Raw genomic sequence first — 15422 nt, 5'->3', positions numbered from 1 at the left:
TCGCACGGCTAAGGATTTCGGGTACCGTCGAGGACGTGCGTCCTGCCGACATCGAAGACCTCGTCGTTCCCGGCCGTCCCGCCCTGCGCGGGAACCTGCTGCTCACCGCGCTGAAGAAGCCCGACCTGAAGACGAACGCCGCGCACAGCGCGCTGCGGCGGGTGTCCCTGGACGGCGGCGGCGAGGCCGCGTGGACCCACGGTCCGCGCGACTCGGCGCCGTCGATCTCCCCGGACGGGCGCTGGGTGGCGTTCCTCCGCGCGGGGGAGGGCAAGGGCGCCGACGGGAGCCCGCAGCTGCACGTGATGCCGGCCGACGGTGGTGACGCCCGGCAGCTGACGGCGCTGCAGCTCGGGGCCGGGGAGCCGGTCTGGGCGCCGGACTCGCGGCGGATCGCCTTCACCGCCCGCCTGCCCGAAGCCGGCCGCTACGGCATCGAGGACGCCGACGGGGAGACCCCGGAGCCGGCTGCCGAGGCCCCGCGCCGGATCACGCGGATGGACTACCGGATCGACGACGTCGGTTTCCTGCGCGACCGGATGCAGCGGCTGTTCGTCGTCGACGCACTGGCGGAGGAAGGGCTCCTGGCGCCCGAGCCGCTGACCGGCGACGGCTTCGACGTCTCCTTCCCGGTGTGGACGCCGGACGGCGCCCGCGTGGTCTTCACCGCGCCGCCGGACTGGGGCGCGGCCGAGAGCGAGTCGCGCGACGTCTGCGCGATCTCCGCCGAGGGTGGTGAACCCGAGGTCGTCGTGCGCACCGTGGGCTACTCGGAGCGGCCCGCGTTCGGCGCCGACGGCACGTTGTTCTACTTCGGACAGTCCTTCGAGGAACACCGCGAAGCGGCGATGACCGGGCTCTACTCGGCCACGCCCGAGTTCGGCGCCGGTCCGGTGAAGGCACAGCGGCTCACCGACATCGAAACGGTGGACATCGAAACCTCCGCGGGCCCGCCGGCGCCGCGCGGGGCCGACGTGCTGGTGGCCGTCCGCCACCGGGGCGCGGTGGAGCTGCGCGCGGTCCCCGTCGACGCCACGGACGCCCCGCTCGCCGACCTGCCGGTGGTCTACGCGGACCGCACCGTGGTCCGGTCGTTCACCCTGGACGGCTCGGTGCTCGCGGCGGTGGTCGCGACCCCGGCGACGTCGGGGGAGGTCGTGCTGCTCGGCGACGACGCGCCGCGCGTGCTGACCGACTACTCGAAGCCGTTGCAGGACAAGGGAATCCGGCCGATGGTCGAGCTGGAGACCACGGCGCCGGACGGTTACCCGGTGCACGGCTGGCTGGTGCTGCCCGACGGCGAGGGCCCGCACCCGGTGCTGCGCGTGGTGCACGGCGGTCCGTTCACCCAGCAGGACTGGGCGGTGTTCGACGAGGCGCAGGTGTACGCGTCCGCGGGCTACGCGGTGGTGCTCGGCAACCCGCGCGGCGCGGCGGGCTACGGGCAGACGCACGGCCACGCCATCACGCACGGCTTCGGCACGGTCGACGTCGACGACGTCCTGGCGCTGCTGGACAAGGCGCTCGAGCGCCCGGACCTCGACGCCTCGCGCGTCGGCATCATGGGCGGTTCGTACGGCGGGTTCATGACGAGCTGGCTGGCGGCCCACCACGGCGAGCGGTTCAAGGCGGCGTGGAGCGAGCGCGCGGTCAACGCGTGGGACTCGATGGTCGGCAGCTCCGACATCGGCTACTTCTTCGTCGACGCCTACATCGGCAGCGACCCGGCGGTGCAGCGCGACCGTTCGCCGCTCTCGTACGCGGCGCAGATCAAGATCCCGTTCGCGGTGGTGCATTCGGAGCAGGACTGGCGGTGCCCGCTCGAGCAGGCGCAGCGGATGTTCGTGGCGCTGCGCCGGGCAGGTGCACCCGCGGAGCTCGTGCTGTTCCCGGGTGAAGGCCACGAGCTGTCCCGCTCCGGCCGGCCGCGGCACCGCGTCCAGCGCTTCGAGGCCATCCTCGAATGGTGGGCGCGGCACCTGTGACCGCGCCGGTATTGCTTCGGTGCGGGCCGCCTGCGAACGTCGGCCCATGACGGTGCCCGAGGTGGACTTCGAGCTCGAGACCTGGCGGATGGTGTTGTTCCGCAAGGGACCCCGCGCCGACGAGCACTCCGACGAGATGGCCCGGGAGCTGCGGGCCCGCCATCTCTCGGCCGCCCGCCGGCAGCTCGCGGCGGGATCGCTGCTGTTCGCCGGTTCGGTGCCGGAGCCGTCGGCTTCGCTGCCGGTGACGGGCGTGGCGTTCTTCCGGACGTCGGAGGCGGAGACCCGCGCGATCCTCGACGCGGATCCGGCCGAGCAGGCGGGGTTGATCGCGTCCGAGATCGTGGGGTTCGTCTGCCCGCGGGGGACGCTGGGCTGAGCAGCCGCGCGCGGAGATCGCGCGCTCGGTGGTTGCCTGGTTGAGGCGGTCCGGCTCGGTGCGGACCGGCGGAACGATCTCCAAGACCTGCCGGAGCACGTCCATGTGCCGTTCGAGTACGGCGGGGAATTCCGGCATGTACTCGCTGAAGATCTCCACGGCGGTCCCGTCCTCCGCGTAGAGGTCGGGGTGCGGGCCTGTTCCTCGCGTACGACGAGGTTCGTGGTCGCCAGGCTGCAACCTCCACCGCACTGGAGGTCAACAGCGGGCGGCGACCTGCGGGCGATCCTCCCGCTGCTCGACGCTCAGTTCAGCAGCGTGTAGTTCAGCTCTTCGCAGACGCGGCCGAGCGGGACGTCCAGGCCGGGGTGGTCCAGCGGCAGCAGCACGTCCGGCGCGATCGGCAGGGCCGCGCCCGCGGGTGGGTCCCAGATGCAGATCGCGGGGTCGCCGGAGTCCATCGACGAGCGGTACCAGAGGCCGTCGAGGTCGCTGAAGGCGCCGCGGATCGCGCGGGCCCAGGCCTGCGTCAGCTTCTTCGGCCCGCTCGAGATCTCCTGGGACGCGCCCACGCGCGTCGGCCAGAGGCCGGTCAGGTCGAGCAGGCGCAGGGTGCGGGTCGGGCGGACCACGACCAGCCGGGGACCGCGCGTGCGGCGGTCGACCGTCGAGCTGGTCTGGAAGACTTCGGCGACCGAGGTTCGCACGGTGAGGCCGAAGTAGAGGACCCCGTTCGCGGGATCGGTGACCGGCGCGCCGCCGCGGCCGGGCGACTGCTGGTCGAACCGGCCGTGCGGGAGCGGGCCGGTGTAGCGGAACGAGTTCCACTGCTGGGGGTGGTTGCCGTGCGCCGTGAAGATCCGCACCAGCCTGGTCGCGGGCTGGACCGTCACCACGTCCTGGGCACGGTTCAGCTGCCGGACCAGGACGGATCGGGCGGGCGGCAGCGGGAGCCGGGCCATGGGTCGGGGGTGGTCCGTCCTTGTCGGTGATCTTGCTCGGGAGGCTCCAGCCTAGAACGGCGAGCCGAGCGTGGCGATGAGGCGCGCGACGTGGTCCGGGTCACCCCCGGAAAGGAGCCACTGCCGCGGGGTCGCGGGGTGCTCGTTGATCACCAGGTCGGGCTGGGGGGTGCTCATGAACGCGGCGACCACGAGCGCGGGCTGGTCTTCGGGCAGCGCCTTGAGGACGACCTCCAGGCCGGGCAGCACACCCGAGCCGGCGAACTGCCACGCGGGGAGCCGCCAGCCGCCGTCCTTCCAGCCGGTCAGCCTGCCTTCCTTGAGGCGGTGCCGGATCCGGCTGTCGTCGACGCCGAGGGCCTTCGCCGCCTCGTTGACGCTGAGCGCGCCTTCGGCGAGCACGGCGTGGGCGGCGACCGTGCGGGCGCGAAAGTCCGGTTCCTCTTCGCGCCTCGGTGACAGATCCAGGCCGACGTCGGCGAGCGCGGCCCGCTGGTCGGCGGAGAAGTAGTGCGAGGGATCCGGATTCGGTGGTGAAAGTCTGCGCGCCGCGTCTTCGACGAGCGTGAGGAACTCGTTCGCGTCGACCTTCAGGCCCGCCTTGGCGAGGATGTTCTCCAGCGCTACAGACATGCCGCTCAGATTAACCCGAAACAGCGCGCGTGTGCGGGTTCGTGCGGTTTCGTGCCCGGTCTGTGGGCGAATTCACCAGAGATCGACACTTACCGCACATCAATCAACACGTTGAGTAAGCAACTTCCGGTAAGTCTCCCCGGATCGGGCGAGGTTGTCCAGACTTGACACTCCGGGGTCCCGGCCTTACGTTCCGTGTGAGTAAACGATTTCCGCTCCGTGCTCACAGGATCCGGCGGGTTGGCGCCGGCCATGGGGGACACAGGGGGTGGGGCGTGCCTGGGGGGCCTGGCACGAGCCGGCCCCTCAGGCACGTCTGTCCCAGCCTTCCCGGCTTCAAGCCGACCCTCCAGGCACGCGACCCGACCTGCCAGGTACGTGAGCCGACCGTCCAGGTACGCGAGTCGTCCGTCCAGGTACGCGAGCTGGCCTTCCAGGTACGCGAACTGGCCTTCCAGGTACGCGTGTTGGCCTTCCTCAGCGGCGCGAACTCTTCCGCTCGATCAACCGGGCTTCGAGCGTTGTGGTCGTCGCGTCGCGGCTGCTGTCGGTGATCCGGGCCAGCAGGAGCTGCGCCGCCACCCGGCCGACTTCGTACGCCGGCTGCGCGACCACCGTGAGCGGCGGGTCGATGAGCGTCGTCCAGGGCGCGTCGTCGAAGGAGACGATGCCGACGTCCCGTCCGGAGCGCAGGCCTCGCGACGACAGTGCTTCGAGCACGCCGATGGCCATCGTGCTGTTCGCGACCAGCAGCGCGTCCGGTGGTGACGGCTCGTCCAACAGCTCCAACGCGGCCAGCCGCGCCCCTTCGGCGCGGTACTCCGCCCGCCGGGACAGGACGTTCGCCTCGCCGACGACGTCGGCGTACCCCGCGAGCCGGTCGTCGGCCGTGCGGACGCCGGCCGGTCCGGTCAGGCAGCCGACGCGGCGGTAGCCGCCGGCCAGCAGGTGCCGCGTTGCCTCGGCGGCCGCGTGCCGGGTGTCGACCAGCACCTGGTCGCCCGCGTCCGCCGGCAACGGCCGGTCGACCGCCACCAGCGGCGTGCCCTGGCGGCGCAGGCCTTCGACGTTCGTCGACCGGCCGGTGGGCGAGAGCACCACCCCGGCGACCCGCTCCTGCAGCGCGACCTCGATGTAGCGGCGCTCCTTGTCCTCGTTCTCGTCGGAGTTGCAGAGCACCACCGAGTACCCGGACCGCTGCGCGAGGTCCTCGACGCCGCGCGCGATGGCCGTGAAGAACGGGTTCTCCACGTCGGAGATGATCAGCGCGAGCACGGCCGTCTCCTGCCGGCGCAGGTTCCGGGCCAGCCCGTTCGGGTGGTACCCGAGCTCGGCGGCGGCCTCCTGGACCCGCGCGGCCAGCGTCGGGTCCACAGTGGACTTCCCGTTGAGCGCGCGCGACACGGTCGCCGTGGAGACGCCGGCCCTCGCCGCGACGTCGCTGATGGTGGCCACACGCCCTCCCTGATCACTCGTCGAGGGGGAGAATAGCGCTCCTGGTAGTCGTTTACCGTCCGCTTACCTTCCCGGCGGACGTTCCCCTTCCGGTTGCCCGCCCGGGTTACGCCGAACGCCGCCGGTCACGCACCGGCGCGTCCACAGTGGAGGGATCGCGGAAGTAGGCGCGCGGGGTGAGCCCGGTCAAGGCCCGGCAGTCCCGGCTGAGGTGCGCCTGGTCGGCATACCCCGCGGCGGCGGCCAGCGCGGCGAGCCCGGGCGCGCGCGAAGCGAGGGCGACGGCGCGCTGGAACCGGGTGACCCGGAGGTAGGTGGCGGGACCGTAACCAACCGCTTGGACGAACCGCCGCCGCAACCGCCGCTCACTCACGGTGACAGATCCGGCGGGATCCTCGACCCGCGCCGCCGCGACGTCCGGCCCGCCCGCTCGGGTGACTCGCGCGGGGCCGGGCAGGGAGAGCATCGCCGCCGCTTCGGCGACCTGTGCCAGGTCCGGCTGCGTGAGCATCGCCGCCGCCTCGGCGACCCTCGCCGCCCCGGCGTCGAGCCGTGCGATCAGCGCCGCCACTGCCGGATCCGGCGGTGGGACCTCCGGCGAAAGCCGGGACGCAACCGCTTGCGCCGGCGTCAGCTCACCCGAGAGCAGCTGCTCGGCCAGGACCTCCCCGGCGTGCCCCCACAGCTCGTCCAGCGACACCCGGCGATCGCGCAGCTCGTCCGCCGCCACACCGAGGACCGCCGATGCGCGCCCCGGCGTGAAGCGCACTCCGCGCAGCTCCGCGTTCGGCCGGGTCACCGAGGACCACGCCGACGTGTCCGGGCCCGCGATGAACACCCCGCCGTCGCCCACGACCAGGTCCAGGCAGCCGTCGGGGACGATCCGCTTCGGCCCCGCCGAAGCGGACCGCCACACACAGCGCGCCACACCCCGCAGCGGCCCGGGTGGCGCCGCCTCTTCGTACACACCCGAATCATGCACCCGGGGTCCGACAAAAACCGTGCCGGTGCCCGAGCACCCGATTGGGTGAAAGTTGGACTTCTCGCGAATCGGCGCTAACGCGTTGTGAGGTCACGGCGAGATATAGGTCGACGCACTCGACAGGGGTGCGCGCGACGAGAGAAGACCTCTCCCATGGGTGTTCCCACCGCGACCAGGCCGGACCGCGACTGCGCGGAGCGGGCCAAGTCGGCCGGAAGCGTCGTCGTTGTCCTGTTCGTGCTCGCCGCGGCCTTCGTCGTGACGTCGTACGTCGTGCCCCGGTCCGCGCGCGGGCCGGCCAAGGAGGAGCCGGTGGCCGCGCCGGTCGTTCCGGCCGCCGTCGCCACCGTGAGCCACTCCGTCGTCTACGAGCTGCTCGGCCCGGACGGCGCCCGCAACGTCACCTACGCCGCGGCCGGCTCGGCGCTGACCCAGCAGGCCGAGGTGACCACACCGTGGTCGGTGTCCTTCACCCGGGTCGGCCCGGCCGACCGCACCGAGTTCTACAGCATCGCCGCGCAGAACCCCGGCCCCGGCGAGCTGCGCTGCCGGATCCTCGTCGACGGCGCCGTCGTCGCCGAGAAGTCCGTGACCGAGCCGGGCCGGCTCTTCAGCTGCGCCGTCTGACTCCTGCAAGATCGGGCGGGTGAACGACGCCGCGATCACCTTCGGGCCCGCCCTGGTGGCGGTGCTCATCCTGCTCGCCGTCGCCGGGGCCGCCGTCGTCCGCTGGGGCGAGCTCGGTCAGGGGCGCGCCGTGCTGATCGCCGCCGCCCGGGCGGTCGTGCAGCTGGCCCTCGTGTCGCTGGTGATCACCGCCGTGCTGCGCTCGGCCCCGCTCACCGGGGCGTTCGTGCTGCTGATGTTCGGCATCGCCGCGGTGACGTCGGCACGCCGCGCCGGCCCCTGGGCGAACCTGCCGTGGACGGCCCTCGCACTGGCCGCCGGCGTCGCGCCGGTGCTCGCCCTGGTCCTCGGCGCCGGAGTCGTTCCACCGAAACCGATCGCGATCGTCCCGATCGCCGGCATCGTGATCGGCGGCGCCATGACCGCGACGTCGCAGGCCGCCCGCCGGGCGCTGGACGAGCTGAAGTCCCGCCACGGCGAGTACGAAGCCGCGCTGGCGCTGGGGTTCATGCCCCGCCCGGCCGCGCTCGAAATCTGCCGTCCCAGCGCCGGGCACGCGCTGATCCCGGCACTCGACCAGACCCGCACGGTCGGGCTGGTGACGCTCCCCGGCGCCTACGTCGGCGTCCTGCTCGGCGGCGCCGGCCCGATCCAGGCCGGCCTGACCCAGGTGCTGGTGCTGATCGGGCTGCTCGCCGCCGAAGCCGTCTCGATCCTGGTGACCGTCCAGTTCGTCGCGGCCGGGAAGCTCAGCCGAGCGGGTTGGCCAGGTGGCCGGTGTCGTTGAAGCGCCGGACGATCCAGTTGTCGCCGTGCAGCACCAGGTGGGAGATCGACCCGTTGTCGGCGCCGAGGAACGCGAACCGCTCGACCGAACGGCTGGCCTGCGCGAACACCTCGCCGATCACGCCGCCGTGGGTGAACACGGCGACCCGCTGGTCGGGGTGCGCGGCGGCGATCCGGGTGAGCGCGGCACGCAGCCGGCCGCCGAACGCCTCGTCGGACTCCGCACCCGGGATGACGTCCCAGCGCTGCTCGGCCCACAGCCGGTCGACGATCGGGTGGCCGTCGGTCGTGTGCTTGCGGAACAGCCCGTTCTCCCAGTCGCCGAGGTGGATCTCGCGCAGGTCCGGCTCGACGACCGGCGTGATCCCGAGCTTCTCCGCCAGCGGCGCCGCGGTCTGCACGGTGCGGCGCAGGGTCGTCACGTAGATCGCGTCGATCCGCTCGCCGGCCAGCCGGACGCCGACGCGCTGGGCGTGGTCACGGCCCTCCGGCGCGAGGTCCGGGTCGGCCTGGCCGTCGACCAGGTCGAACGGCCGGCTCGCGCGCGCCGGCGAGGACTCGCCGTGCCGGACCAGGAAGATCTCCGTCGCGCCCGGCGGCGGGCTGAACCGGTGCTGGCGGTATTCGATCTCCTGCTCAGGCGTGCTCATGCAGCGACGGTACAGCGGCGCGAAGCGCCTCCGTTGAGGGTGGTGGTGGGGAGGAAGGCGGAGTTAGCCGAGTTGCTTGTCCACGAAACACCATCGCCACGTCTCGCCCGGCTCGAAGCTGCGCATGACCGGATGCCGGGATTCGTGGAAGTGCAGCGTGGCGTGCCGGCGCGGTGAGGAGTCGCAGCACGCGACGTTGCCGCACTTGAGGCACATCCGCAGGTGCACCCAGGTGGTGCCTTCCTCGATGCACGCGGCGCAGGTGTCCGGCGAGCTGGGGTCCTTGTCGACCCACTCGTGGGCCAGGTGCTTGCACGAGCCGGCCGTCGCGGCCGGGGTGCGCAGCTCACGGCCTTCGACCTCGGGTTCTTCGTCGTTCCGGTCGAGCATCGACTCCTCGATGTCGAGCCGCTCCAGGACCTTCCGCAGGACGTCGTCGTCGGCGCTGCCGCTGTCGCGGGCCTTGAGGAACTGCTCGCGCTCCACGTCGAGGAGGTCCAGGCGCAGGCGGCGGTAGGCGTCGCTCGGGGTCTCGGCCAGCGCGCTCTGCCGGCCGAGCTGTTCCCACGCCGAGTCGGCGCGGTGCCGCAGCCGGTCCTGGAGCCGCTGGATGACCTCCGGCGGGTCGTCCGGCTGCCGGATCTCCTCGAGCCTGGCCAGCGCCGCGGTGGTCATGTCGTGCAGCACGGACGCCTCCTGCAGCGCGTCCTCCGCCGGATCCGGCCGGGGCAGCCGCAGCCGCCGGATCAGCGGGGGCAGCGTCATGCCCTGCAGGGCCAGCGTGCCGGCCACGACGACGAACGCCGCGAGCACCAGCACGGCCCGCTGCGGGGTGTCCGCGGGCAGCACGAACGCGGCCGCGAGCGTGACCACCCCGCGCATGCCCGCCCAGGAGATCACCGCCGAGTAGCGCCACGGCCAGATCTTCGCCCGGGTCTTGCCGGGCAGGAACCGCCGTTCCAGCCGTTTCACGGTGCCGATGCCGACCAGCCACACCATGCGCGTGAGGATCGTCGCGCCGAGCACCGCGACGCAGATCCAGGTGAGCAGTCCCAGCGACAGCCCGGATTCGCTGACTTCGGACAGGATCCGCCGCAGCTGCAGCCCGATCAGCAGGAAGACCATGTTCTCCAGCAGGAACGCGATGGTCTGCCAGTTCAGCCTGCTGGCCAGCCGCGCCGAGCCGGAGAGGATCTTCGGGGCCTTGTGCCCGAGGATCAGCCCGGCGACGACCACCGCGAGCACACCGGACCCGTGGATCGCCTCGGCCGGGATGTAGGCGATGAACGGCACCGCGAACGACAGTGCGGTGTCGAGCACCGGCTCGTTCATCCGGGCCCGGATGAACGCGGCCACGAACCCGATGACCAGCCCGACCACGATCCCGCCGATGGCCGCGCGGAAGAAGTCCGCGCCGACCTGCCACAAGCTGACCGACCCGGCGAGCGCGGCGATGGCCGTGCGCAGGGCGACGAGCGCGGCGGCGTCGTTGAAGAGGCTTTCGCCCTCGAGCAGCCGGATCAGCTTGCGGGGCATGCCGACGCGGCGGGCGACGACGCTGGCCGCGACCGCGTCCGGCGGCGCCACGATCGCGCCGAGGGCGATCCCGCCGGCCAGCGGGAGGTCGGGGATCACGGCCCAGGCGACCAGCCCGACGCCGAAGGCGGTGAACACGACCAGCCCGACCGACATCAGCCCGATCGCCCCGCGGTTCTTCCGGAAGTCGACCAGCGACGTTTGGATGGCCGCCGAGTACAGCAGCGGCGGCAGCAGGCCGAGCAGCACGACCTCGGGGTCGAGGTGGTACTCGGGCACGCCGGGGACGTACGACGCGCCGACGCCGACGACGATCAGGCAAAGCGGGGCGGACCAGTCCAGCCGCCGCGCCACCGCGCTGACGACGAGGACCGTCACGACCAGCGCCACTATCTCTGCCGCTATGTGCACGGGCTAATCATTACCCGTCCGCCGCGGCGGGTGTCACCTGGCCAGCTCCGGGAGCACCTCGGCGACCAGCTGGGTGTCCATGTACTCGGTGATCTCGCGGATCCGGCCGCCTTCGAGGCGGAAGACGAAGCAGTACTTGTTGTCGTACGGCGGCCCGGCCTTCGTGGCGACGCGGCCCTGCGTCTCGACCACAACGACGTCGTCCTCGGCGACGAACCGGCTCGCGGTGCTGGTGTAGGTGCCGTCGAACTGCTCGCCGAGCGGGCCGAGCAGGTCACGGCGGACCGAGTCCTTGCCGGTGAAGGTGCCCGACCAGCTGTTGTGCCCGCTGACGGTCCACGCGACGTCGTCGGCCATGGCGGCGAGCAGCGGCCGGATGTCGCCGGTCGCCCAGGCGTCGAAGGCCGTTCTCAGGAGCTGCTTGTTCTCGGCTGCGGTCATGGCTCGTAGTCAACACGCTGGAGCGCGCTCCAGGGCAAGTTCGTAGGCTGGGTTCGTGACGACGGTGGAGATCGCGGCCGGCGCCCTGCGCGGGTCCGAGCGGGACGGGGTCAGGACCTTCCTCGGCGTGCCCTACGCCGAGCCGCCGGTGGGGGAGCTGCGGTTCCGCGCGCCCCGGCCGGTGCGGCGGTGGTCCGGGGAGCGCGACGCGACGAAGTGGGCCGCGCGGGCGCCGCAGCCCGAGCTGACCGGGCGCAGCTTCACCGGCGACGAAGACTGCCTCTACCTGAACGTCTACGCCCCGGCGTCGCCCGGCTCGTACCCCGTGCTCGTGTGGATCCACGGCGGGGGCGGCGTGATGGGCGCGCCGCACCAGTTCGACGGGTCCGCCTTCGCACGGCGAGGTGTGGTCGTCGTGACCGTCGCCTACCGGCTCGGCGTGCTCGGCATGCTGCACCTGCCCGGGGTCGCCGACTCCAACCTGTCTCTGCGCGACCAGGTCGCCGCCCTGGAATGGGTGCGGGACAACGTCGGCGCGTTCGGGGGCGACCCGGGCCGTGTCACGCTCGCCGGGCAGTCGAACGGCGGGCGCACGGTCGGGACGCTGCTCGCGGTGCCCGCCACGCGCGGGCTCGTGCGGCAGGCGATCGTGCAGAGCGGCACCGGCGTCGGCTCGGTCGTGCACACCCCGGCCGAAGGTGCGGCGGTCGCTTCGGCGGTGCTGTCCGAACTGGACGTCTCGCCGGAGGACCTGGCGACGCTGCCCGTGAAGCGGATTCTCGAGGCGCAGCAACGGGTTTCGGCGGTGTCCGGGACCAAGGTGACCTACCGTGTGGTCGTCGGCGACGAACTGCTGCCGGAACGGCCGCTGGACAGCGTCCGCGACGTCCCGCTGCTCATCGGGACGACGGCTGACGAAGAAGACCTGTTCAGCTGGCTCCAGTCGGGCGGCGCGAAGCTCCTGGGCGTCGGTTCGACGATGCTGGACGCAGCCGAGATCGAGAAGGCCGTCGCCGCTTATCGCGAACTTCTTGATTGGCCGGAGGATCAGATCCGTAACCGGGCGCTGACCGCGGGGGACTGGTGGATCCCGGCGATCCGCTTCGCCGAGAGGCAGCCGGACGCCTGGATGTACCGGCTCGACTGGCGGATCGCCCCGCGCGGTCGCGGTCTCGGCGCGCCGCACGGGCTCGACCTGCCGTTGGTGTTCGACGACATCCGCAACAAGAACTGGCGGTTCCTCTTCGCCGGCCGGACGTTCCCGGCCGAGCGGATGCAGGTAGTGGCGACGGAGATGTTCGGCGCGTGGGTCCGGTTCGTCGCGACCGGCGACCCGGGCTGGCCGCGCTACCGCCCGGAAGACCGGGTCACGCGCATCTTCGACGACGTCAGCACGACGGTGTCCGATCCGGACCGCGACCAGCGTCTCCTCTGGGACTGAGCCGGGGCGGCGCGACACCGCCCCGGCTCAGGCCTAGACGGTGATCTTGTCGACGTTCGGGCCGCCGTTGGCGGTTGTCGCGGTCGCCTTGATCTTGTTCGTCCCGGCGGTCAGCGTCACCGGAATCGTGACCGTCTGCCAGGTGTCCCAGTTCCCGGTGCCGCCGAAGGCCACCGCGGACGCCACCTTCGTGCCGTTCACGGTGACGTCCATCGGCCGGTTCACCGTGGTGCCGTTGGCGAACCGCAGGACGACGTTCGCGGAACCCGCCGCGGCCGCGGCGACGGAGAACTCCACCGCGCTGCCGACCGTGTTGTCGTAGTTGACGAACCCGGTGCCGGTGAACCCGGCGTGGTTCGACTCCGCGACGCCGCTGGTGATCGTGGCGTTCTCAGCCTGGTAGTCCACCGGGGTGCCCGGGCCGGGATCGACGGTGCCGTCCGCCGGGATCGTCTTCGTCCCGGTGTTCCAGCCCGCGACCCGCACGGACGGCTTGGCGCCCTTGAGGTCCGCGGTCCGGTAGGTCGCGGTCAGCGTGGTCGACTCGCCGGGCCAGAGGCTGACCTGGTTGTCGGTCCACCGCACCGGCAGCACCGGCGCACCCGCCGCGCCGACCACGTGCGCGTCGACGAAGAACGCCGGCACCTTGCCGGTTGAGCCGTTCTTCAGCGTCACCTTGGTGGTCGTGGTGCCGTCGGCGTTGGCCGTCGAGTTCGCGGTCGTGTCGACCGCCACCTGGCCCAGGCCGTTGAGCCCGGACAGGTCGGCGTACGACGTCGTCGGCGTGTAGTACCAGTCGCTGTTGGCCCAATCCAGGGTGTCGGCCTTGGTGGACAGCCAGTAGACGTTGCGGCTGACCTCCTTGCCCGATCCGTCGGTCAGGACCAGCTTCGCCAGGTACGTCGTCGACAGCCCGCTCACCGAGCCGATGGTCAGCGCGGTGGTCTTCGCACCGTCACCACCCACCGACACGGTCTTCGACTGGTTGAACTTCTCCGTGCCGTCCAGGTTGTACAGCTTCACGGACGCGGTGAGGTTCGACGCCGCGTCGTGGTTGTGGTTGACCACCACCACGGACTTGGTGTCGTACGAATACTGGATGTGCAGCGGCTCGTTCGCCTTCTTGGCCCCGAAGTAGGAGCCGTTCTGGTCGAGGTAGGCGTCGAACAGCTGCCAGTGCAGCGAAGTCCAGCCGCTGTTGAGCATCCAGTAGATGATCCCGGTCGACGGGTTCGAGCCGTCGCTGAAGTTGCGCGAGTGCGACTCGAACTCGGCGCGGACGTTCTCGTACTGCGCCAGCTGCGCCTTCCGGACGAAGTCGTCGAGGCTCGCCGGCTTGCCGTAGCGGCCGGTGAGCGCGTCGCCGAAGAGCTTCAGGTTGGCGAACGTCGAGGACGACGACCGGTGGTACTGCGCGGTCGACGGGCTCTTCCATATCGTGTCCAGCTCGCTCGATGACATCATCCGCTTCAGCGTGTCCATCGTCGGGATGTCCGGCCCGGCACTGGTCTCCGAGTTGAAGCTCCAGGCACCGCCGAGGTCGCTGTGCGCCTTGTCGTACCAGTAGTTCGGCGGGACGTAGTCGTACGGCCCGTTCATCTTCATGCCCGACGAGCCGAGCTGGGGTGACGACTTCGCCGACGCGGCCGGGACCACCGGGGTGGGCCAGTCCGCGGCGTTGAGCGCGTCGAGGTAGTTCTTCTCGATCGTCGCGTCGGGCGCGAAGTCACTGCCGATCAGGAACGAGATGACGCTCGGGTGATCGCGCAGGCGCTCGGCCTCCGCGGTCATCGACGCCTTCGCGACGGGGTAGTCCGCAGCGGTCCACGGGTCACCCTTCTCGTCGCCGTTGACCTGGCCTTCCCACTTGTCGCAGCACTCCCAGCCGGGCAGTGTGAGCACGCCCATCCGGTCGGCGAGGTCGAAGAACTCGTCCGGCTCGATGTGCCCCTCCAGGCGCACGGTGTTGAGCCCGAGGTCCTTGACGTAGGCGAGCTTGTCCGCCGCGAACTGCTCGTTCCAGCGCAGGAACAGGTCCGGCGAGTAACCGCCGCCCTTGATCAGCAGCGGGCGCCCGTTGATCGTGTACGACCGGCCGCCGCTGGAGTTCTTGTTCGCCGTCACCTGGCGCACGCCGAAGCTGGAGTGCGAGGTGTCGGACGCCGTGCCGCCGACGTTCGCGGTCAGGTCGAGGTCGTAGAGCGGCTGCCCGCCCATCCCGGCCGGCCACCAGACCTGCGGGTTGTCGATCCCGACCACCGGGAACGTGACGGTCTTCTTCTCCTTGGCCGCCAGGGAAACCGTCTGGCTGATCGGTTTGCCGGCGACGGTGCCGGAGACCGTCGTGGACACCGCGGCCGCCGAGTCGTTGCGGACGTCGGCCTTCACCGTGAGGTCGGCGTGGCTCTGGGACGGCAGCTTCGTGATGACGTGGCCGCCGCGCAGCGCGACCGGCCCGCTGCGGCGCACCAGGACGTCCCGCACGATGCCCATGTTCTGGTCCGGCGGGGTCTGGGCCCAGTCGATCCAGCCCATCGACAGGTCCTTGTTGGGGTCGTTCGGGTAGACCTTGAACGCGATGCTGTTGGTCCCGGCCTTGACCTGCGCGGTGATGTCCAGGTCGTGGCGCGTGTAGGCGCCGTTGACCTGGGTCTTGTCCGCGATCCGCGTCCCGTTGACCCAGACGTCGGCCTTCGACAGCACGCCGCTGAAGTCGAGGTAGGTGCGCTGGGTGGTGTCGGTGACGGTGAGGTCGGTGCGGTACCACCACGGGACCTTGAAGTCCGCGGCCGGCACGTTCTTCATGTTCGTCGAGTAGAAGGGGTCGGCGTACTTGCCGTTGGCCAGCAGTCCGGCGTAGACGGTCGAGCGCGGCCCGACCGGGTACCAGCCGGCCGTGTTGAAGCCGGGCTTCGAGACCGCCGAGTCGTCGCTGACCTGCGCCGACGTCTGGATCAGGAAGCCGGGCACCGCGGTGGCCGGCGCCGCGGCGGTGACCACCGCTCTCGCCTGCTCCTGCCCGGTCGCCGCCGGGACGGTCGCCCCGATCACGGCGACGGCGAGCACTGCCGCCCCGAGGAGGGTCCGGGTTCTTCTCTGCCGATAGCTCACTAGCGCGCCTCCTAGGCACCGTG

The 15422-nt window shown here is 71.5% G+C and carries 13 protein-coding genes; 5 read left to right on the top strand and 8 right to left on the bottom strand.

Features of this window, described 5'->3' with window-relative positions; genetic code table 11:
- Nucleotides 1-35: 35 nt before the first annotated feature.
- Both ACIA5G_RS50345 and ACIA5G_RS50340 read left to right on the top strand, forming a co-directional pair.
- A complete protein-coding gene (locus ACIA5G_RS50345; protein ID WP_395937068.1) occupies nucleotides 36-1985 on the top strand; it encodes a S9 family peptidase in 1950 nt (649 codons plus the stop codon).
- Nucleotides 1986-2031: 46 nt separating this feature from the next.
- Entirely contained in the window at nucleotides 2032-2364 is a 333-nt protein-coding gene (locus ACIA5G_RS50340; RefSeq protein WP_395937066.1) for a hypothetical protein, read from the top strand.
- Nucleotides 2365-2669: 305 nt separating this feature from the next.
- Here the strand turns inward: ACIA5G_RS50340 and ACIA5G_RS50335 are convergent, their stop codons facing one another.
- From ACIA5G_RS50335 to ACIA5G_RS50320, 4 genes are all read right to left on the bottom strand, one after another.
- Nucleotides 2670-3326, bottom strand: a complete 657-nt coding sequence (locus tag ACIA5G_RS50335; protein WP_395937064.1) for an RES family NAD+ phosphorylase — start codon at nucleotides 3324-3326, stop codon at nucleotides 2670-2672.
- Nucleotides 3327-3377: 51 nt separating this feature from the next.
- Nucleotides 3378-3959: a DNA-binding protein gene (locus ACIA5G_RS50330; RefSeq protein WP_395937062.1), complete on the bottom strand. Its 582-nt coding sequence runs from the start codon at nucleotides 3957-3959 to the stop codon at nucleotides 3378-3380.
- Nucleotides 3960-4436: 477 nt separating this feature from the next.
- Entirely contained in the window at nucleotides 4437-5414 is a 978-nt protein-coding gene (locus tag ACIA5G_RS50325) for a LacI family DNA-binding transcriptional regulator (protein WP_395937060.1), read from the bottom strand.
- 106 nt (nucleotides 5415-5520) lie between these two features.
- On the bottom strand, nucleotides 5521-6381 hold the full coding sequence (locus ACIA5G_RS50320; protein WP_395937058.1) for a helix-turn-helix domain-containing protein: 861 nt from the start codon (nucleotides 6379-6381) through the stop codon (nucleotides 5521-5523).
- A 168-nt stretch (nucleotides 6382-6549) separates the two neighbouring features.
- Here ACIA5G_RS50320 and ACIA5G_RS50315 point away from each other — a divergent pair, with 168 nt between their 5' ends.
- Together ACIA5G_RS50315 and ACIA5G_RS50310 are read left to right on the top strand one after the other, a co-directional pair.
- A complete protein-coding gene (locus ACIA5G_RS50315; RefSeq protein WP_395937056.1) occupies nucleotides 6550-7023 on the top strand; it encodes an MmpS family transport accessory protein in 474 nt (157 codons plus the stop codon).
- 19 nt (nucleotides 7024-7042) lie between these two features.
- Nucleotides 7043-7810: an ABC transporter permease gene (locus ACIA5G_RS50310; protein WP_395937054.1), complete on the top strand. Its 768-nt coding sequence runs from the start codon at nucleotides 7043-7045 to the stop codon at nucleotides 7808-7810.
- On the opposite strand, the gene ACIA5G_RS50305 is transcribed toward ACIA5G_RS50310, so the two are convergent.
- The 3 genes from ACIA5G_RS50305 to ACIA5G_RS50295 all read right to left on the bottom strand — a co-directional run bounded on the left by ACIA5G_RS50305 (nucleotide 7773) and on the right by ACIA5G_RS50295 (nucleotide 10847).
- On the bottom strand, nucleotides 7773-8459 hold the full coding sequence (locus ACIA5G_RS50305; protein ID WP_395937052.1) for a histidine phosphatase family protein: 687 nt from the start codon (nucleotides 8457-8459) through the stop codon (nucleotides 7773-7775). The two genes, ACIA5G_RS50310 and ACIA5G_RS50305, sit on opposite strands and share 38 nt — an antisense overlap.
- A 63-nt stretch (nucleotides 8460-8522) precedes the next feature.
- Nucleotides 8523-10406 (bottom strand): Na+/H+ antiporter, encoded by a 1884-nt coding sequence (locus ACIA5G_RS50300; protein WP_395937050.1) that lies wholly within the window; start codon nucleotides 10404-10406, stop codon nucleotides 8523-8525.
- A 33-nt stretch (nucleotides 10407-10439) separates the two neighbouring features.
- Nucleotides 10440-10847: a nuclear transport factor 2 family protein gene (locus ACIA5G_RS50295; protein WP_395937048.1), complete on the bottom strand. Its 408-nt coding sequence runs from the start codon at nucleotides 10845-10847 to the stop codon at nucleotides 10440-10442.
- A 55-nt stretch (nucleotides 10848-10902) separates the two neighbouring features.
- On the opposite strand from ACIA5G_RS50295, the gene ACIA5G_RS50290 reads away from it, so the two are divergent.
- The gene (locus ACIA5G_RS50290; protein WP_395937046.1) at nucleotides 10903-12288 is read left to right on the top strand and encodes a carboxylesterase/lipase family protein; all 1386 of its coding nucleotides are present in this window, start codon (nucleotides 10903-10905) and stop codon (nucleotides 12286-12288) included.
- Between the two features lie 33 nt (nucleotides 12289-12321).
- Here the strand turns inward: ACIA5G_RS50290 and ACIA5G_RS50285 are convergent, their stop codons facing one another.
- A complete protein-coding gene (locus ACIA5G_RS50285; RefSeq protein WP_395937044.1) occupies nucleotides 12322-15399 on the bottom strand; it encodes a glycosyl hydrolase 2 galactose-binding domain-containing protein in 3078 nt (1025 codons plus the stop codon).
- Between the last annotated feature and the right edge of the window lie 23 nt (nucleotides 15400-15422).

This window comes from Amycolatopsis sp. NPDC051758, from assembly GCF_044453095.1.
Classification (GTDB): domain Bacteria; phylum Actinomycetota; class Actinomycetes; order Mycobacteriales; family Pseudonocardiaceae; genus Amycolatopsis.
This window is presented reverse-complemented; position numbering and strand designations above follow the sequence as displayed.